Origin of the sequence: Acetobacter lambici, assembly GCF_011516885.1 — a bacterium.
Taxonomy (GTDB): domain Bacteria; phylum Pseudomonadota; class Alphaproteobacteria; order Acetobacterales; family Acetobacteraceae; genus Acetobacter; species Acetobacter lambici.
This window is the reverse complement of sequence record NZ_WOTD01000001.1, coordinates 24,833-43,303: the sequence shown is the minus strand read 5'-3', so window position 1 is coordinate 43,303 and position 18,471 is coordinate 24,833. Positions and strand designations below refer to the sequence as shown.

The following is an 18,471-nucleotide window of genomic DNA, read 5'->3' as shown; positions in this document are numbered from 1 at the left end:
GATAGAACTGGAATGCCCTCGCCTGCCCGTCAAGGCGTGAAGAGGTGATGAAAGGGGGATGAGACATCAAACCCTAGAGATTGATGCCTCTTCCCTTTGGTAAACAGGGGCTAGAAGTGCAAAGCGCCATCATAGGCAGCAAGAACTGCTTCATGCATGGATTCAGAAATGGTCGGGTGTGGGAAAATGGTTTCCGCCAGTTCCGCTTCTGTCAATTCACCCGTGCGGGCAATGACGTACCCCTGAATCATTTCAGTCACTTCAGCGCCAATCATGTGGGCGCCAAGCAGTTCGCCCGTCTGGGCGTCAAAAACAGTTTTGATCAACCCATCTGGCTCACCCATGGCAAGGGCCTTGCCGTTTGCAAGGAGCGGGAACCTGCCAATGCGTACCTTATAGCCAGCGTCACGGGCTTTGGCTTCCGTGTAGCCAACGGAGGCAATCTGTGGGCGGCAATAGGTGCAACCGGGCACCTTGGTTGGATCAATGGGGTGGACTTTCCGGCCTGCAATGGCTTCCACACACATAACGGCCTCATGGCTGGCCTTGTGGGCAAGCCATGGTGCGCCTGCCAGATCGCCAATGGCATAAACGCCGGGTTCGCCCGTACGGCACAGGGTGTCTGTGACCACATGCGTCCGATCGACCTGAATTTTGGTACCTTCCAGCCCGATATTTTCCACATTGCCGACAATGCCAACGGCAGAGATTACCCGTTCGGCAACCAGTGTGTCGGTTTTGCCATTGTGCGTAACGGGAATGCTGACCTCTGTCGCCGTTTTTTGCAGCGCGCCAATTTTGGCGCCGGTCATTACGCGAATGCCCTGTTTTTCAAACGCCTTGCGCGCAAGCTGGCTGATCTCTTCGTCTTCAACAGGCAGGATGCGATCGGCAACTTCTACCAACGTTACATCCGCACCCATATTGCGGTAAAAGGATGCAAACTCGGTTCCAATGGCACCGGAGCCAATGACAACAAGGCTCTTGGGCATTGTTTCTGGCACAAGGGCTTCCTTGTAGGACCAGACGAATTGACCGTCTGGTTCCAGCCCGGGCAGAACGCGTGCGCGTGCACCGGTTGCCAGAATAACATGCTGGGCGGTCAGGGTTGCCGGGGGAGCGCCGTCCTTGGTCACAAGGACCTTACGCCGCCCATTGGCCACGGTGCCATCCAGTTTGCCATAGCCATTAAAAACCGGAACCTTGGCTTTTTTGAGCAGATGCGCAACGCCGGCGGACAGTTGCTTGGAAACCGCCCGTGAACGGCCAACAATTTTTTTAAAATCAAAGCTTACACCCTCGGCCTTGAACCCGTAGGCAGGCAGATCGTGCAGCAGATGATTGATTTCTGACGCCCGGAGCAGCGCCTTGGTGGGAATGCACCCCCAGTTAAGGCAGATGCCGCCAAGGTGTTGGGCCTCCACTACCGCTACCGAGAGTTTAAGCTGGGTGGCGCGCAGGGCGGCAACATAACCACCCGGCCCACCACCAATGACGATAACGTCAAAATCTGTCTGGCTCATGGTGCCAAATTTCTCCCGCAAAAGGCTGCGTTACAGAACAAGAGCCAGAGGTGCCTGGACAATGGAGCGGAAAGCCGAGAGCCATCTGGCCGCCAGCGCTCCGTCCACTGCACGATGATCAACCGAGAGGGTAACGGTCATGACCGTTGCTATTCTAATCTCATCCCCACTCACCACAGGTTGCCGCTTGCCTGCGGCAATAGCCAGAATGGCGGCCTGTGGTGGGTTAACAATGGCCGCAAATTCCTTGACGCCAAACATACCCATGTTGGAAATGGAGAACGTGCCGCCCTGAAATTCCTCGGGTTTGAGCTTGCCAGCCCGTGCACGCGTAACCAGAGACTTGGCTTCCTGACTGATCTGCTTCAGGCTTTTGCGGTCTGCTGCGCGCACAATGGGCGTGATCAGGCCATCATCAAGGGAAACCGCCACCGAAATATCCGCATCCTCATGCAAGATCATGGCGTCTTCCGTAAAGGAGGCGTTGACCTCTGGCACCTGTTTAAGCGCCAGAGCAGCCGCTTTGATCAGCATATCATTGACCGACAGCTTGAACGCATCTGGCCCGTTATCGCCGGACAGAGCGTTCAGTTGCGACCGGAGCGCCATAAGCGCGTCCAGTTCCACATCCATGGAGACATAGAAGTGTGGAATGGTTGCCTTGGATTCACTCAACCGCCGGGCAATGACCTTGCGCATGGTGGAATGCGGCACTGTACGGCTGCCGCCTGTAGGGAGTGGTGCTGTGCCCTGTGTGTAAGGCTGCGGTGCTGCGGTCTGCTGGGTGCCCGCAGCCTCCACATCGCGTTTGACAATGCGGCCATTGGGGCCTGTGCCTTTGAGCGTGGCAAGGTCCACACCTTTTGCGGCGGCAATCCGCTTGGCCAGAGGTGATGCCACAATGCGGTTGGTTGGACGCGCTGCCTGCTGCGTTGCCGCAGCGGGTGCTGGCGCGTTGGCGGTTAGGGCGGGTGCAAGGGATGCTACCGGCGCCGTGCTGGCCGCAGCGGAAGGCGTGGCGGCTTCAGGCACCGCTTCGCCTTCCTCCACCATAATCGCGATCGGGGTATTGACCGCAACCCCCTCGGTCCCTTCGGGAACAAGGATACGGCCAAAAATGCCATCTTCTATGGCTTCCACTTCCATGGTGGCCTTGTCGGTTTCGATCTCGGCCAGAACATCGCCATTGCTGACCGTATCGCCCTCCTTTTTCAGCCAGCGGGCAATTTTGCCCTCTGTCATGGTAGGGGAAAGGGCGGGCATCAGAATTTCAATTGCCATCTTGCAACACCTCAGATCAGGCTGCGCACGGCTTTAACCACGTGCTCAGGCTGCGGGAGAGCCAGTTTTTCCAGATTGGCGGCAAACGGCATGGGAACATCCACGCCCGCCACGCGCACTGGCGGCGCATCCAGCCAGTCAAAGGCATGCTCGATAACCTGCATGGCAACTTCGGAGCCAATGCCTGCAAACGGCCAGCCTTCTTCCACCGTAACAAGGCGGCTGGTCTTTTTAACGCTGTTGACAATGGTGGCTGTGTCCAACGGACGAATGCTCCGCAGGTTGATCACCTCGGCCTCAATGCCTTGTTTGGCAAGTTCGGCCGCAGCATCAAGGGCCGTACCGACTGCAATGGAGAAGGCAACGATGGTTACGTCCGTACCTGCCCGTTCGATTTTGGCCTTGCCAATGGGGAGAATAAAATCCTCATCAACCGGGCAAGGGAATTTCTGCCCGTAAAGAATTTCGTTTTCCAGAACAATGACCGGGTTGGGGTCGCGGATTGCCGCGCGCAAAAGCCCCTTGGCATCTGCCGCGGACCATGGTGCAACAACTTTAAGGCCGGGAACATGCCCGTACCAGCTTGCATAACACTGCGAATGCTGGGCACCCACGCGTGCGGCAGCACCATTGGGGCCACGGAAAACAATGGGGCAACCCATCTGCCCGCCAGACATGTAAAGCGTTTTGGCGGCGGAGTTAATAATGTGGTCAATGGCCTGCATGGCAAAGTTCATGGTCATGAACTCAACAATAGGCTTAAGCCCGGTCAGGGCAGCGCCCACTGCCATGCCTGTAAAACCATGTTCGGTAATGGGCATGTCCAGAACGCGCTTTTCGCCAAACTCCTGCAACAACCCCTGCGAAATTTTGTAAGCGCCCTGATATTCGGCGACTTCCTCACCAAGCAGGAACACGTCCGGATCACGGCGCAATTCTGCTGCCATGGCATCCCGAAGGGCTTCGCGCACAGTAATGTCATGCGTCTCACCCCAATCGCGTTCTGGTTCTGGGGTCGTGTCCGTTATTGGGGCGGCAGGTACACTGGCCTGCGCGGGGGCATCTGCCACCGGAGTGCTGGCCGGTGTGTTTGTGCCCGGCTGGCTGGCCACGGTATCGGGCACGGCCTCGCCATCTTCCACGACAATGGCGATCGGGGTGTTGACGGCAATCCCCTCTACGCCTTCGGCAATGAGTACACGGCCAAGAATACCATCTTCAATGGCTTCAATTTCCATTGTGGCCTTGTCGGTCTCGATTTCGGCCAGAACATCCCCAGCCGTAATGGTTTCCCCTTCCTTTTTCAGCCAGCGGGCAATTTTGCCTTCTGTCATGGTGGGGGAAAGGGCGGGCATTAAAATTTCAGTCGCCATAATTACTCAGGCCTCCAGCACAACGTCCGTATAGAGTTCAGAAGGATCAGGTTCCGGGCTCGTCTGTGCGAATTCGGCTGAGTCGTTCACGACGGCTTTAATTTCGGTTTCCATGGCTTTTAGCGTGGCCTCTTCCACCCCGGCATCAAGCAGGATGTGTTTGACGTGCTCAATCGGGTCACGCGTTTTGCGTACCTGATCGACCTCATCACGCGTCCGGTATTTTGCCGGATCGGACATGGAGTGACCACGGTAGCGGTAGGTCATCATTTCCAGAATGTATGGGCCTTTTCCCGCCCGGCAGTGTGCAACGGCCTGAGCCGCGGCGGCATGCACGGCTGCTACGTCCATGCCATCGACCTGCAGACTGGGAATGCCCCAGGGTTCGCCATTTTTATACAGATTGTGAGAAGCCGAAGCCCGCTCGATTGCCGTGCCCATGCCGTACTTGTTGTTTTCAATGACAAAAATACAGGGGAGTTTGTGCAGGGCCGCCAGATTAAAGCTTTCGTAAACCTGCCCCTGCCCTGCCGCGCCATCACCAAAATAGGCTACGGAGACTTCATCCGTGCCACGGTATTTGTTGGCGAACGCCAGACCAATGCCAAGTGCGACCTGTGCGCCCACAATTCCATGTCCGCCGTAGAAATTTTTCTCGCGCGAGAACATGTGCATGGAGCCGCCCTTGCCATGCGAGTAGCCGGTAGCACGGCCGGTCAGTTCGGCCATAACGCCGCGTGGGGTCATACCTGCAACAAGCATCTGGCCATGGTCGCGGTAGGATGTGATGAGTTTATCACCGTCCTTCAGGCACATCTGTATGCCCACCACAACAGCTTCCTGCCCGATGTAAAGGTGGCAGAACCCCCCGATCAGGCCCATGCCATAAAGCTGCCCGGCTTTTTCTTCAAACCGGCGGATCAGCAGCATGTCGTGGTAAGCGGTTAAAAACTGCTCGCGGGTCAGTGATGGGCCGTTGCCACCGACTGCGCCGACCTGCTCAGATGTTGTTTCCATGTATGGACCCTCTACGATACATAGGTAAATGCGTCTTAACGTAATGTCTTGGCGGCCAGAGGACTGGTCGGTCGGAGCATTTTATCCTGTTTTTTGTATAAAAAAATGCTGTCTGATCAGGGCACCTTGGTCATTTGGCGTTATATTCTCCTGATCTGCCACCGCTTTTGTGCTGTAACCGGGTATTGTCTATGCGCATGCCGCGATCAACGGCCTTGCACATATCGTAAAGCGTCAGAGCCGCGGCGGACACCGCAGTCAACGCCTCCATTTCCACTCCGGTTGCGTCTTTTGTTGTAACAGTCGCGCTGATCTCGATTTTGTCATCGGCGGGAACCAGATCGACCGTTACGGATGTCAGGCGCAAAGGGTGGCACAAAGGAATAATATCAGCCGTTTTTTTTGCGGCCATAATCCCCGCGATCCGTGCCGTTGCCAGCACATCCCCTTTTGGCATGGAGCCCGAGACAATAAGGTCCAGCGTCTGGCGGCGCATATGCACCTCTGCCGTGGCAATGGCCTTACGGAATGTCTCATCCTTGCCGGATACATCCACCATCCGGGCATGCCCGGATGAATCCAGATGGGTCAGGGGCTGCTCGCTCACGATTATTAAGACCCAAGCAGCGCGCGTGCGGCCGCACCCGGGTCGGGCTGGCGGAGCAGGGTTTCCCCGATCAGAAAGCCGGTTACGCCAATGGCGGCAAGCTGCGCAATTTCCTCGTGTGTTTTAATCCCGCTTTCGGAGATGATGATCCGGTCAGGCGGCACCAGAGGAGCAAGTTGGCTGGTCGTGTTGATGTCCGTGGTCAGGGTTTTGAGATTACGGTTGTTAATCCCGATCAAAAACGTGTCCAGTGCCAGGGCACGGTTCAGTTCGTCCTCATCATGGACTTCAACCAGAACATCCATGTCCAGACCTTTGGCATGGTCAACCAGCTCGAGTGCCATTTCGTCCGTTAGGATGGACATGATCAGCAAAATGCAGTCAGCACCGATCATCCGGCTTTCATAGACCTGCCAAGGGTCCAGAATAAAATCCTTGCGCAGGACAGGCAATGCGCAGGCCGCGCGAGCTGTTGCCAGATCCTCGTTCGCACCATGAAAGCACGAGCTTTCGGTCAGCACGGAAATGCACGCAGCCCCGGCCTGTTCGTAAGCAAGGGCAATACGCGCTGGGTCGTAGTCTTCTTGCAAAATACCGGCCGATGGAGATGCTTTTTTGATCTCGGCAATCAGTCCCACGGCGCGGTCAGCGGCTTTTTCCTTCAGCGCGCGGCCAAAGCCACGGGGGGCTTCCTTGGTTTCCTGCGCTTTGGCCACAACTTCCTTCAGCGGGTGCAGCGTGGAGCGATGTTCCACTTCCAGCCGTGTCCGCGCACAGATGCGGGAGAGAACATCTGGTAGTTCATCTACTTTGCTGTCTGGTGTGACGGCAGAGGCAGCTACAGTGGACGTGGAGGATGTATCGTTCATGATTGTCCTGTCATGTCTCAGGCGTGTGCATCGGGGAGCGATGCACGTAAACCATTGAGCACTGCAAGGGCAGTGCCATTGTCGAGCGAGCGTGCGGCGGTAGCCACACTGGTCTTGAGGCTGGCCGGGTCAATCCGGCCATTCTGCAAGATGGTCTGTTGACCGGCGACATGCAGCGCAAATGCCGCGTTCAACAGAACAGTATCACGGTATGCACCATGCGCGCCACGCAGGAGTGCTTCAAGCGCCTGCGCATTGTGCTGTGCATCGCCTCCTTTAATGGCGGAGACGGGGGCATAGGGCAAACCCGCCATGTCGGGTTCGATCTGGTAGGACTGGATCTGCCCCTTTTCAAGCGCCACAGCCTGCGTGGGGCCTGCCAGTGTTATCTCGTCTATACCACCCTGCCCGTCCTGAGGCTGGCCACAGACCGTCCACACACATTCCGACCCAAGACGGGCCAGAACCTCTGTAACGGGACGGAGCCACTGGGTGGAAAAAACGCCCATGAGTTGCCGCTTGACACCCGCAGGGTTGACCATCGGTCCAACCAGATTGAACAGCGTGGGCAGGGCCAGCACTTTTCGCGCACCCGCAGCGTGCCGCATGGCGGGGTGGTGGTGCGGCGCAGCCATGAACACAACATGGTGGCGGGCAAGCTGCTCGGCAAGAACCTCTGCCTTGGAAGACAGAGGAACGCTCAGGGCCGCCAGCACATCGGATGCGCCGGAAAGGGAGGAAATGGCCCGGTTCCCATGTTTGGCCACAGGCACCCCAAGGGCTGCAAGAACAAAAGCCACTGCGGTGGAAACATTCAGGGTGCCGTAATTATCCCCCCCCGTACCACACACATCAATCGTGTTTTCGGGGGCATTGGGCACAGGGTACATTCTTTGGCGCAGAGCGGTCACCGCGCCAAAAAGTTCGTCCTGTGTTTCCCCCCGCACGCGCAGCGCCATCAGAAAAGCAGCAATTCGTTCGGGTGGCACATTGCCATCCATAATGCTGCCAAAGGCGGCCTCGGCCTGCGCGGCACTCAAGGTCTTGCGTTGTGCAAGGCTGGCCAGAACAGTGGAAAAAAAAGCCGGGTCCTGCGGGGCAGTCGCAGCAATCGTGGGGTCAGGCATCGACCAGACCTGCTTTCCATGCCCGTGCGTGGGTCAGAAAATTACGAAGCAGGTCGTGCCCGTGCTCCGATGCAATGCTCTCGGGGTGGAACTGCACGCCGGAAATGGGGTGCAGTTTGTGCCGGATCCCCATGATCACACCATCGGCCGTCCATGCCGTAACCTCAAGGTCATCGGGGATGCTGGAGGGTTCAAGCGTCAGGCTATGGTAGCGGGTTGCGTTGAACGGGCTTGGAAGGCCGGTAAACACATCTGTTCCGTTATGGAAGACGGGGCTGATTTTGCCGTGCATGGGCGTTGGGGAGCGCACAACCTGTGCCCCGAAGACCTGACCGATTGACTGGTGGCCAAGGCATACGCCAAATACCGGTATCTTGCCTGCGGCTGCGGCAATCAGCTCACAGCAGATACCCGCCTCGTTAGGGGAGCATGGGCCGGGGGACAGGACGATGGACTCAGGGGACAGGGCCATGGCCTCTGTCACACTTAATGTATCGTTACGGCGGACGTCGCACTCCTCACCCAACTCACCAAGATAGTGAACAAGGTTAAAGGTAAAGCTGTCATAATTGTCGATCAGTAGGATCATGGCGGAATGATGACCTTTTCGTGCGCACGGGTCAAATGACGTGAAGGAAAGGCGGGACTTAAACCCGGCCTGCCCGCGCCATGACCAGAGCTTCCTCGGCTGCGCGGAAGACGGCCCGCGCCTTATGCTGTGTTTCCTCGTACTCGGATTCCGGCACGCTGTCCGCCACCACGCCACAGCCTGCCTGCACATGCATGGTGCCGTCTTTAACAACGGCCATGCGCAGGCCAATGCAGGTATCCATATCCCCGCCCGCACCAAAATAACCTATGCAGCCAGCATAGGTGGCGCGGCGGGTGCGCTCGACTTCGTCAATAATTTCCATGGCGCGGATTTTGGGTGCCCCGGTCAGGGTTCCTGCGGGAAAAGCAGCAACCAGTGCATCCAATGCCTCCAGATCAGGCTTGAGCATGCCCTCCACATTGGAGGAAATGTGCATGACATGGCTGAAACGTTCGATCACAAACCGTTCGGTCACCTTGACCGATCCGGGGGTGCAGACGCGGCCCACATCGTTGCGGCCCAGATCAATTAACATCAGATGCTCGGCAATTTCCTTCTGGTCGGCCAGAAGGTCCTGTTCCAGCGCCAGATCCTCAGCCGCGGTCTTGCCGCGTGGGCGGGTGCCCGCCAATGGGCGGACAGTCATTTGGCCATCTCTGAGCCGAACCAGAATTTCGGGGGATGAACCTACGAGTGAGAAGGCCCCAAAGTCCAGATGGAACAGGAAGGGGGCAGGATTGATGCGCCTGAGAGCGCGGTAGAGAGAAAGCGATGGCAGCGCGAAAGCCGTTGAAAAACGCTGGCTGGGCACAACCTGAAAAGCATCCCCCGCCGCAATGTAGTCCTGAATACGGGTAACTGCTGCGCAGAAATCCTGATGACTGAACGTGGATGTAGGTTCGGTAAAGGCCGGGATGTCTGTCTGTGTGGAGGACTGGGGGAGTGCGCCACTCAGGCAGGTTCTGGCACGCTGGAGCAGCGCCTGCGCACGTTCCCATGCGTCTTCAGCGCTATCGGCCGCATTGGGGCGGACCGGTGTTGCCAGAATGAGTTCATCCGTCACCGTATCAAACACGGCAAACAGGCCGGGGCGCATCAGAATGGATTCAGGCAGATTCAGATCGTCGGGAGGGGCATCAGGTAGATGCTCCATCTGACGCACCATATCATAACCCAGATAGCCGAACAGGCCACCAATCATGGGCGGAAGTTCTGGTGGCAGGTCCATGCGGGAGGCATGGATAAGGGCACGCAGGCTTGCCAGTGGTGTGGTCGCGTCCGGCTCTGCGTGTGTTGGAAGGCCATTCTGGCAGGTGCTGGTACTGACCTTGCCATTATGGCAGGTCCAGACAAGGTCGGGTCTGAGCGCAATAACAGAATAGCGCCCACGGGTGGTGCCGCCTTCCACACTTTCCAGCAGCAGGGTGTACTGGCCGCTGCCGCCATCCAGATGGGCCAGCCGCATATAGGCGGATACCGGGGTCAGCAGGTCTGCGGGCTCAACAGAGTAGATAATCGTACCCCTGCCCTCTTGCCATGCCGTGGCACAAGCCTCCTGACTGGGGGAGGCTGCGGTGTGTGCCTTCATGCCAGCATTCACTGCGCGTTCCCCCCAAATCCGGCGGCAGACAGCGCTGCCTGAATGGCGGCATTGTTAATATGTGCGGGTAACCGTTTGTTCAACGCCTGCACATAGCTGGCGGCGAGGTCGTCGCCATAAGCCTGAGCCAGATTGTTCCGCAGTTTTTGCATAACATCAGCCGAGGCCGGTGGGTTGGGTACAAAGACCTTGGTGACCACGGCAACAAAAAATGTATCCGTGTTTTCGGCCATGACTGCCTGGCCCGAATTCATGTGCGGAATATAGCTGGCAATCTCGGACGGCAGGGCCTTGTTGGGGTTGGCAAAAGAGAAAGGAATGTCGCGCGCAATCTGAATGCCGGAAGCGTTCTGGCCTGCAATGCTTCCCTTCTGGCGGGCTGCCAGAAAGAGAGCCGTCGCCTGCTGGTCGGCTGTGTGGTGGCGGGTATCGGCCTGCCATGCGGCCAGCACGTCGGTTTTTGCCTGTTCAAACGTGCGGGGGGTGGCGGGGGTTATGGAATCAACCTCTACTGCGAACCAGCTATTGTCTGGCCCTTCGATCAGGTTCGGGTTGTCCCCGGCTTTCTGGATAAAGATCTGGTGCACAATGGCGTCACGCAGTTTGCCAGACGCCGGAATCGGTGCAGGCTGTTTTTCTGCGGTATTACCCTGAGCATCCAGTGAGCCGGAAATAGCTGCGGCCCCCACTGTATCGGGAATGGCATCCAGCCCCTTGCCTGCAATGGCATCCTGTAGCTGCCGACGGCGCTCGGTCACAACAGACGGTGCGGCAGCCGTGCGGTACTGTTGCAGAATGTCCTGTTTGGCGTCCGCGAAGGGTGTGCTGTGCGCAGGCAGAATTTTGGTGACCCGGAAAACAGACCTGCCCATTTCTGTTTTAACCGGCCCCATAATCTGGCCCTGAGGAGCCTGAAACAGGGCCAGTTTGAGCACGTCCGAGGGAATGGTGGCTGGGCGTGCACCGGGCATTTCCACCGATGCCGCACCTTTGACCGTGCTCTGCGCCGTCTGCCAGTTCCCCTTGAGCTTCCACGCATCGGCAATCTTCTGGGCGTCTGCTTCGGACGGAGCCGTTACAAGCTGGATGTCGCGGGTTTCTGGCACGTTGTAGTGGCTGCTCTGCTCATCGTACACGCGCTTGAGCTGTGCATCATCCATTGTAATCGTATCCGCCACAGTTTTGGGGGACAGGACAACAATACGGGCGTGCCGCAGTTCGGGGGTGCCAAACTGCCACAGGTGGTTTGCATAATAACGCTGCAAGGTTGCGTTGTCCGGCGCCGGCGGGGCCGGTTGTGCTGCAACGGGAATGCTGATCAGATCAACCATACGGGTGGTTGCGCCGTAATTGACCAGAGTATTGAACATGGTGCTGGAAACCGTACCGCCCTGCGCCATGGGCTGGAGCAGGCTGCGTACAGTCAGGTCATCACGGATCATGTCCAGTACCTGCTGTTCGCTCAGCCCCTGCGCGCTAAGGCGCTGGTTGAACACACTCCGGTCAAACTGGCCCGTAGGCCCTTTGAAGTAAGGGAGTGCGAACACCTCTTCCCTTATAGCGGAATCCGGAACAATAATTTTAAGCTGCCGGGCAGCTTCGAGCAGTTCGGCCTGCGCAATAAGGCGCTGAAGAACCTGGCGTGCGATCTGCCCTTGCATAATGGGGGACATGGCAGAGGGGTCCTTGACCCCCATCTGCTGGGTAATTGTCGGCATTTCCGAGCGCAGGGCCATGGCCAGATCACGCGTGGGTATGCGGTGCTGGCCAACCCGGGCCACCACATCGGTTTCTTCGCTAATGAAGCCAATAACGTCGCCTATGCCCCAGCCGACAAAGGCCAGAAAAACAACAATGGCAACAACGCGGCCCAGCCACGATTCAACAAGTACTCGGCGCAGGTAGGAAATCATGACCCTATGGATCCACAGCTCATCATAAATGGTTTATGCTGATTGCAGCACATCTTGGGGCGGCACCATAAGCGGAGGTGTGCCGCTTGACCAGACATAACCGTTGTGGGGCAGCAATAAGGTATTGACCCTCTCTTGCCCCCGGGTGTGAGTGTATGGTTTAGCCTGTTGCCAGCAGCGCCATGGTAGACGCACAGGCCGCACCTGGCAGCACAGGAACTGGAGGAAGGGTATGAGCAGACAGATTATTGTCGGCAACTGGAAAATGAATGGCACACGCCAGGACGCGCAGGCGCTGGTGCAGGCACTTGTTGGTGGTCTGCCCGCATCCGCGCCGGATGTGGTCGTCTGCCCGCCCTTTACGCAGCTTGCGCTTGTCCAGCCCGCACTGGCTACGTCCCCCATTGGTCTTGGTGCGCAGGATTGCCATAAGGATGTTGCCGGAGCGCATACGGGTGATATTTCTCCGGTCATGCTTACGGACCTTGGTGTGAGTTATGTGATTCTCGGCCATTCCGAACGGCGGCAGGAGCATGGCGAACTTGACGAGACGGTGCGTGAAAAAGCCGTAGCCGCCACCAAGGCTGGCCTGACCCCCATTGTCTGTATTGGTGAGACGGAAGACCAGCGTGACAGTGGTGAATATGAAGATGTGCTCGGTTGGCAGATCAAGGGCTCGCTTCCCGATGGTTTTGCCGGTATTGTGGCCTACGAGCCCGTCTGGGCCATTGGAACGGGGCTTGCCGCGACAACCGACCAGATCGCCCAAACCATGTCTTTTCTGCGTGCGGAATTGGTCCGACAGTTTGGAGAGGCTGGAAAAGCTATCAAAATCCTGTATGGAGGGTCCGTAAACGCTGGTAATGCTGTTTCCGTTCTTTCCATTCCCGAGGTTGCGGGCGCACTGGTTGGTGGCGCGAGCCTTAAGGCGGATGCATTTCTTTCTATCGTCAACGCAGCATCCGCTGCCTGACATCGCTGCTTTGATCTGGAACCCGACATGACGACAGCCCTGCTGATCCTGCATTTCTGTGTCACTATTGCTCTGATTGGCGTTGTGCTGATCCAGCGGAGCGAAGGTGGCGGCCTTGGTATTGGTAACAGTCAGGGTATGGGAGCCTTCATGTCCGGTCGCGGGACGGCAAACCTGCTGACCCGCACCACTGCCGTGCTGGCAGGCCTGTTCATGCTGCTCTCGCTCCTGCTCGCCATGCTTTATAAAGGCGGTGTGAGTGGCGCTGGGCATGATATTCTGGCCCAGCCGCCGGTGGAAAGCGCTCCAGTAACCACCTCTGCCCCGCCCGCGGTGCAGACACAGGCGCCCCCTGCGGCTACCAAGCCCTGAAAAATGCTGACATCCTTCTCTGATATCCGTCTGATACACAGAGAAGGCCATGAATTTTTGTCCCCCGCATGCAGCAATGCATGCGGTGGACTGTGTTTGTTTATCTCTCTCCACCCGCTCCAGTCCGTGTAGGAATTCTGCTCATGACACGCTTTGTCTTTATTACTGGTGGTGTGGTGTCCTCTCTAGGCAAGGGCATTGCTTCAGCCGCTCTCGCAGCGCTTTTGCAGGCGCGTGGCTATAAGGTCCGCCTGCGCAAGCTGGACCCCTACCTGAACGTGGACCCCGGCACCATGAGCCCTTACCAGCATGGTGAGGTGTTCGTAACAGATGACGGAGCGGAGACAGACCTCGACCTAGGGCATTACGAACGTTTTACCGGCGTAAACGCCAGTAAGGAAGATAATGCGACAACGGGGCGTATTTATTCCGATGTCATCGTGCGGGAACGACGTGGGGATTATCTGGGGGCGACCGTGCAGGTTATCCCCCATATTACAGACGCCATTAAGGACGTTGTGGTCGCCAACACGGATGATCTGGATTTTGTTCTGGTCGAAATTGGCGGCACTGTGGGGGATATTGAAAGCCTGCCTTTCCTTGAGGCCATCCGTCAGTTGCGCAACGACCTTGGCATGGACCAGACCATGGTGGTCCATTTAACACTGCTGCCGTGGATTCCTTCCGCCGGGGAGTTGAAAACAAAGCCAACCCAGCATTCGGTCAAGGAATTGCAGAATGTTGGCATTCAGCCGCAAATTCTGCTTTGCCGCTGTGACCGGCCGATCCCCCCGACCGAGCGCCGCAAGATTGCAAACTTCTGTAACGTGCGCCCAGAAGCGGTTATTGCCGCGCGGGACGTGGATACGATTTACGCCTGCCCCCTTTCCTACCATGCGGAAGGGATGGACACGGAAGTTCTGCGGTATTTTGGTCTTCCCTATACCGAAGAACCAGACCTTTCCAACTGGCAGAATATTGTGGATGCCCTGCGCCATCCGGTCAGTGAGGTTCGGGTGGCTGTGGTGGGCAAGTACACAGCATTGCTCGACAGCTACAAATCGCTGAACGAGGCCATGCTCCATGGTGGCATTGCCCACCGTGTTAAAGTGACGCTCGACTGGATTGATTCGGAGCAGTTCGAAAAAAATCCCTCCACGTTGGAAGAAAAACTGGGGGGGGTGGATGCTATTCTAGTACCTGGTGGTTTTGGTGAGCGTGGGTCGCAGGGTAAAATTGAAGCCATTCGTTATGCGCGCGAAAAGGGAATCCCTTTCCTGGGCATATGCTTTGGCATGCAGATGGCGGTTATTGAATGCGCCCGTAATCTGGCCGGGCTGAGTGATGCATCTTCCACCGAATTCGGCCGTACGGAAGAACCTCTTGTTGGCCTGATGACGGAATGGGCGCGTGGGAACGAACGTTTGCGCCGTAGCGAAGGTGGAGAGCTTGGGGGAACCATGCGCCTTGGGGCCTACCCGGCAACACTGGTCGCAGGTTCACGCGTGGCGGAGGCTTATGGCACCACCACTATTCGCGAGCGCCACCGGCATCGCTACGAAGTGAATATCCATTACAAGGACCAGTTGGAAAAAGCGGGTCTTCGTTTTTCGGGGTTGTCGCCGGATGGTATTCTGCCTGAGGTGGTGGAATATACCGACCACCCTTGGTTTATTGCCGTGCAGTATCACCCTGAACTCAAGTCACGTCCCTTTGCGCCACATCCTTTGTTCGCTGGATTTGTCGGTGCGGCTGTGGCCAAAGCAAAGTTGGCATGACCTCCCCTTCTGGCGCGCCAGTTGACATTGGCGGACTGGCGATCGGCAATGATTTGCCTTTTGTTTTGATCGCGGGTCCATGCCAGATTGAATCAGCCGCCCATGCCAGGGAAACAGCGGCAGCTCTGAAGGAAATATGCCACGCTGCGGGTGTGGGCCTGATCTATAAAAGCTCTTTTGATAAGGCTAATCGCACCAGCCTTTCCAGCACACGCGGTGTCGGGCTAAAAGAAGGCGTAGCTATTCTGGCAGATATTCGTCAGACATATGGCGTGCCGGTATTGACCGATGTGCATACGGTTGAGCAATGCGCTCCGGTGGCGGAAGCGGTGGATGTGCTACAGATCCCCGCATTCTTGTGCCGTCAGACAGATATGCTTTTGGCAGCAGGTCGGACCGGGGCCGCGGTAAATGTTAAAAAAGGGCAGTTTCTTGCACCGTGGGATATGTCGCACGTTGCAGCCAAGGTCGCCTCGACCGGTAACCGCCGTGTTTTATTGTGTGAGCGTGGTACCAGCTTTGGTTACAACACGCTGGTGAACGATATGCGCGGTCTGCCCATTATGGCCCAGAGCGGTTTTCCGGTTGTTTTCGATGCAACACATTCCGTGCAGCAGCCCGGTGGGCTTGGTGGAGCAAGTGGCGGGCAGCGGGAGTTTGCCCCCATCCTATCCCGTGCTGCATTGGCAATTGGTGTGGCCGCGTTGTTCATTGAAACACATGAGGACCCGGACAAGGCACCGAGTGATGGGCCGAATATGTTGCCCATTCACAGTCTGCCTGCCCTACTCAAACAGTTTCGGGCCATAGATTGTCTGATCAAGGGCCTGTGACTGGTCGTTTTCCAGTTTTGTGCTGAGCATAAAAAAGACGCCACGGACAAAATGCCGTGGCGTCTTTTTTATTCGTCAGTATCGGAATGTTTTTACACGTCCAGATTGGCAACTTTAAGGGCATTCCCAACAATAAAGTCACGTCGTGGTTCAACCACATCGCCCATCAGGGTTGTAAATACATCGCCAGCTTCTTCCACGTCCCCAACACGGACCTGCAACAAGGTACGCATGGCTGGGTCTAGCGTGGTTTCCCAGAGCTGCGCATCGTTCATTTCGCCAAGACCTTTAAAACGGTTAATGGCAAGCCCTCGGCGCCCCTGTGCAAGCAGGCGTGTGAACAGATCAGACGGTCCATTCAGGTGGTGTTCTGCTGTTTCAAACTTCAGCACAACACCGGTTTCAAAGTCCTTTTGCAGGCGGACAAGCTGGGATGTCAGCCAGCGCGCATCTGCCCCGGCTAATGTGGTGGGGTCAATACGGTAGACCTCTCCAACGCCGCGTACATTCCGTGCGAGTTCCACACCATCCACGCTGGCAGCGGCTTTCCAGCCCCGCTCAGTTGCGGGGGATGCCGCGTCCAGTCGTTGCTGAAGGGTAGGCATGCGCTGCTGGAGTTGATCCAGATCCGCACTTAATGCGCCTGCAAGGGCAACCTGCTCAACAATCCATGCCGGAATACGTGTGGAAATGCGTGAGATCGCCTGACATGCCTGCCGAATAAATGGCAGGTCGGCTTCCAGTTCCATGCTGCTGACCGTGCGGCCATCGGCATAAACAAAGCTTGCATTGTTGAGGGCTTTATCCAGCAGGTACTGCTCCAGTGCAGCGTCGTCCTTCAGATAGGTTTCCTCGTTCCCACGCTTGGCCCGGTAAAGCGGGGGCTGGGCAATGTAGAGGTAACCGCGCTCAATCAGTTCTGGCATCTGGCGGAAAAAGAACGTCAGAAGCAGGGTACGGATGTGGGAGCCGTCCACGTCAGCATCGGTCATGATGACAATGCGGTGGTAACGGAGCTTTTCAATTGAAAAACCGCCCTGATCAACTTCCCCACGGCCGATGCCCGTGCCGAGTGCTGTAATCAGTGTGCCAATTTCAGCCGAGCCAAGCATGCGGTCAAACCGCGCACGCTCCACGTTCAGGATTTTACCCTTGAGTGGCAGAATGGCCTGAAAACGCCTGTCCCTGCCCTGCTTTGCCGTGCCGCCTGCGGAATCCCCTTCCACAATAAACAGTTCAGCTTTTGCGGGATCACGCGCCTGACAGTCTGCAAGCTTACCCGGAAGGGATGAAACGTCCAGAATACCTTTACGGCGCGTCAGTTCACGCGCTTTACGCGCGGCCTCACGGGCAGAAGCGGCATCCAGTACCTTGGAGACAACAACTTTGGCTTCCTTGGGGTGGGTTTCAAACCAGTGGGCAATAATATCCGCAGCCGCCGCATGGACGACGGGCTGCACTTCGGAGGATACAAGCTTATCCTTGGTCTGGGACGAAAACTTGGGGTCCGGCACTTTAACCGATAGAACTGCGGTCAGGCCTTCGCGCATATCTTCGCCCTGAAGGGAATGCGCATCCTTTTTGGCAATGCTTTCAGCGTATTTACCCACAACGCGGGTCAGAGCCTGCCGGAAACCAGCCAGATGCGCGCCGCCATCCCTTTGCGGAATATTGTTGGTAAAGCACAGCATGGTTTCGTGGAAACTGTCGTTCCAACTGAGCGCGAATTCAACCTTGATCCCGTTGTCTGGGTTTTCCAGACTGCCGGTAATCGGTGGGGTAATTAGGGATGTGCGCGAACGGTCCAGCCAGTTTACAAAGGCTTCCAGCCCGCCTTCATAATAAAACTTTTCTTCCCGTACCGGAGTGGTGCGGGCATCGCGCAGAATGATTTCCAGACCGGAGTTCAAAAACGCCAGCTCACGCAGCCTGCGTTCAAGAATGGTAAAATCAAACTCGATCCGCGGGAAGGTCTGCAAGCTGGGCTTGAAGGTGACCTGTGTGCCAGCCTCTTCTGCCGATGGACCGACAACTTCCAGCGGCGCGTCACGCTCGCCATCATGGAAGCGGATGCAGTGCTCGGTGCCATTGCGCCAGATGCGCACTTCCATCCATTCCGAAAGTGCGTTCACAACAGCCGCACCCACACCATGCAGCCCGCCAGAAACCTTGTAGGAATTTTGGTTGAACTTGCCGCCAGCATGTAGGCGGGTCAGCACCACTTCGGCGGCACTAATGCCTTCCTCGTGGTGCATATCGGTTGGAATGCCGCGTCCGTTGTCCCGGACGGTCACACTGCCGTCCGCATTGAGGGTGAGAACACAGCGCGATGCAAACCCGGCTTGCGCCTCGTCCACCGCGTTATCAATGATCTCGAATGCCATGTGATGCAGGCCGGAACCATCATCAGTATCACCGATGTACATTCCGGGCCGTTTGCGGACAGCATCAAGCCCCTTCAGCACAGAGATAGACGCGGCATCATACTCTTCGGTACCAGCAGATGGCGTAGGCTGAGAGAGGTCTGTCATAAGAATGCTGCACTCCGCAAAAAAAGAATGGAAGCCATCCCAGCCTTATACTCTGCCCATGGCATTGCGACCAGCGCCCGAA

15 protein-coding genes are annotated in these 18,471 nt (G+C 57.0%); 4 read left to right on the top strand and 11 right to left on the bottom strand.

Annotation, left to right across the window (positions count from 1 at the left end):
- Positions 1 to 110: 110 nt before the first annotated feature.
- The 10 genes from lpdA to GOB86_RS00140 all read right to left on the bottom strand — a co-directional run bounded on the left by lpdA (position 111) and on the right by GOB86_RS00140 (position 11,902).
- Entirely contained in the window at positions 111 to 1,523 is a 1,413-nt protein-coding gene (lpdA, locus tag GOB86_RS00185) for a dihydrolipoyl dehydrogenase (protein WP_165990394.1), read from the bottom strand.
- Positions 1,524 to 1,553: 30 nt separating this feature from the next.
- Positions 1,554 to 2,804, bottom strand: a complete 1,251-nt coding sequence (locus tag GOB86_RS00180) for a pyruvate dehydrogenase complex dihydrolipoamide acetyltransferase (protein WP_165990393.1) — start codon at positions 2,802 to 2,804, stop codon at positions 1,554 to 1,556.
- A gap of 11 nt (positions 2,805 to 2,815) precedes the next feature.
- Positions 2,816 to 4,177: a pyruvate dehydrogenase complex E1 component subunit beta gene (locus tag GOB86_RS00175; RefSeq protein ID WP_165990392.1), complete on the bottom strand. Its 1,362-nt coding sequence runs from the start codon at positions 4,175 to 4,177 to the stop codon at positions 2,816 to 2,818.
- A gap of 6 nt (positions 4,178 to 4,183) precedes the next feature.
- Positions 4,184 to 5,194 (bottom strand): pyruvate dehydrogenase (acetyl-transferring) E1 component subunit alpha, encoded by a 1,011-nt coding sequence (gene pdhA, locus GOB86_RS00170; protein ID WP_165990391.1) that lies wholly within the window; start codon positions 5,192 to 5,194, stop codon positions 4,184 to 4,186.
- Between the two features lie 130 nt (positions 5,195 to 5,324).
- Positions 5,325 to 5,801: a cyclic pyranopterin monophosphate synthase MoaC gene (gene moaC, locus GOB86_RS00165; protein ID WP_165990390.1), complete on the bottom strand. Its 477-nt coding sequence runs from the start codon at positions 5,799 to 5,801 to the stop codon at positions 5,325 to 5,327.
- A gap of 5 nt (positions 5,802 to 5,806) precedes the next feature.
- The gene (gene trpC / locus GOB86_RS00160; RefSeq protein ID WP_165990389.1) at positions 5,807 to 6,670 is read right to left on the bottom strand and encodes an indole-3-glycerol phosphate synthase TrpC; all 864 of its coding nucleotides are present in this window, start codon (positions 6,668 to 6,670) and stop codon (positions 5,807 to 5,809) included.
- 17 nt (positions 6,671 to 6,687) lie between these two features.
- The gene (trpD, locus tag GOB86_RS00155) at positions 6,688 to 7,797 is read right to left on the bottom strand and encodes an anthranilate phosphoribosyltransferase (protein ID WP_165990388.1); all 1,110 of its coding nucleotides are present in this window, start codon (positions 7,795 to 7,797) and stop codon (positions 6,688 to 6,690) included.
- Positions 7,790 to 8,386 carry an anthranilate synthase component II gene (locus GOB86_RS00150; RefSeq protein WP_165990387.1) on the bottom strand — a complete coding sequence of 199 codons (597 nt, stop codon included), beginning with the start codon at positions 8,384 to 8,386 and terminating at the stop codon, positions 7,790 to 7,792. The genes trpD and GOB86_RS00150 overlap by 8 nt, the downstream gene beginning before the upstream one ends.
- A gap of 58 nt (positions 8,387 to 8,444) precedes the next feature.
- The gene (gene trpE, locus GOB86_RS00145) at positions 8,445 to 9,977 is read right to left on the bottom strand and encodes an anthranilate synthase component I (protein WP_165990386.1); all 1,533 of its coding nucleotides are present in this window, start codon (positions 9,975 to 9,977) and stop codon (positions 8,445 to 8,447) included.
- An 8-nt stretch (positions 9,978 to 9,985) separates the two neighbouring features.
- Positions 9,986 to 11,902 (bottom strand): peptidylprolyl isomerase, encoded by a 1,917-nt coding sequence (locus tag GOB86_RS00140; protein ID WP_165990385.1) that lies wholly within the window; start codon positions 11,900 to 11,902, stop codon positions 9,986 to 9,988.
- 232 nt (positions 11,903 to 12,134) lie between these two features.
- Between GOB86_RS00140 and tpiA the strand changes: the two genes are divergently transcribed.
- From tpiA to kdsA, 4 genes are all read left to right on the top strand, one after another.
- Complete coding sequence (gene tpiA, locus GOB86_RS00135; protein WP_165990384.1) at positions 12,135 to 12,875, top strand: triose-phosphate isomerase; 741 nt, start codon at positions 12,135 to 12,137, stop codon at positions 12,873 to 12,875.
- A gap of 27 nt (positions 12,876 to 12,902) precedes the next feature.
- Positions 12,903 to 13,247 carry a preprotein translocase subunit SecG gene (gene secG, locus GOB86_RS00130; protein ID WP_165990383.1) on the top strand — a complete coding sequence of 115 codons (345 nt, stop codon included), beginning with the start codon at positions 12,903 to 12,905 and terminating at the stop codon, positions 13,245 to 13,247.
- Positions 13,248 to 13,390: 143 nt separating this feature from the next.
- Entirely contained in the window at positions 13,391 to 15,025 is a 1,635-nt protein-coding gene (locus tag GOB86_RS00125; RefSeq protein ID WP_165990382.1) for a CTP synthase, read from the top strand.
- The gene (kdsA, locus tag GOB86_RS00120; RefSeq protein ID WP_165990381.1) at positions 15,022 to 15,858 is read left to right on the top strand and encodes a 3-deoxy-8-phosphooctulonate synthase; all 837 of its coding nucleotides are present in this window, start codon (positions 15,022 to 15,024) and stop codon (positions 15,856 to 15,858) included. The genes GOB86_RS00125 and kdsA overlap by 4 nt, the downstream gene beginning before the upstream one ends.
- A 92-nt stretch (positions 15,859 to 15,950) precedes the next feature.
- On the opposite strand, the gene gyrB is transcribed toward kdsA, so the two are convergent.
- The gene (gyrB, locus tag GOB86_RS00115) at positions 15,951 to 18,389 is read right to left on the bottom strand and encodes a DNA topoisomerase (ATP-hydrolyzing) subunit B (RefSeq protein WP_165990380.1); all 2,439 of its coding nucleotides are present in this window, start codon (positions 18,387 to 18,389) and stop codon (positions 15,951 to 15,953) included.
- Positions 18,390 to 18,471 lie beyond the last annotated feature (82 nt).

Excerpts from the sequence above, each read along its gene's own strand:
- lpdA (WP_165990394.1), bottom strand. The coding sequence starts at position 1,523 with ATGAGCCAGACAGATTTTGACGTTATCGTCATTGGTGGTGGGCCGGGT.
- GOB86_RS00180 (WP_165990393.1), bottom strand. The coding sequence starts at position 2,804 with ATGGCAATTGAAATTCTGATGCCCGCCCTTTCCCCTACCATGACAGAG.
- GOB86_RS00175 (WP_165990392.1), bottom strand. The coding sequence starts at position 4,177 with ATGGCGACTGAAATTTTAATGCCCGCCCTTTCCCCCACCATGACAGAA.
- pdhA (WP_165990391.1), bottom strand. The coding sequence starts at position 5,194 with ATGGAAACAACATCTGAGCAGGTCGGCGCAGTCGGTGGCAACGGCCCA.
- trpC (WP_165990389.1), bottom strand. The coding sequence starts at position 6,670 with ATGAACGATACATCCTCCACGTCCACTGTAGCTGCCTCTGCCGTCACA.
- trpD (WP_165990388.1), bottom strand. The coding sequence starts at position 7,797 with ATGCCTGACCCCACGATTGCTGCGACTGCCCCGCAGGACCCGGCTTTT.
- GOB86_RS00150 (WP_165990387.1), bottom strand. The coding sequence starts at position 8,386 with ATGATCCTACTGATCGACAATTATGACAGCTTTACCTTTAACCTTGTT.
- trpE (WP_165990386.1), bottom strand. The coding sequence starts at position 9,977 with ATGAAGGCACACACCGCAGCCTCCCCCAGTCAGGAGGCTTGTGCCACG.
- GOB86_RS00140 (WP_165990385.1), bottom strand. The coding sequence starts at position 11,902 with ATGATTTCCTACCTGCGCCGAGTACTTGTTGAATCGTGGCTGGGCCGC.
- tpiA (WP_165990384.1), top strand. The coding sequence starts at position 12,135 with ATGAGCAGACAGATTATTGTCGGCAACTGGAAAATGAATGGCACACGC.
- secG (WP_165990383.1), top strand. The coding sequence starts at position 12,903 with ATGACGACAGCCCTGCTGATCCTGCATTTCTGTGTCACTATTGCTCTG.
- GOB86_RS00125 (WP_165990382.1), top strand. The coding sequence starts at position 13,391 with ATGACACGCTTTGTCTTTATTACTGGTGGTGTGGTGTCCTCTCTAGGC.
- kdsA (WP_165990381.1), top strand. The coding sequence starts at position 15,022 with ATGACCTCCCCTTCTGGCGCGCCAGTTGACATTGGCGGACTGGCGATC.
- gyrB (WP_165990380.1), bottom strand. The coding sequence starts at position 18,389 with ATGACAGACCTCTCTCAGCCTACGCCATCTGCTGGTACCGAAGAGTAT.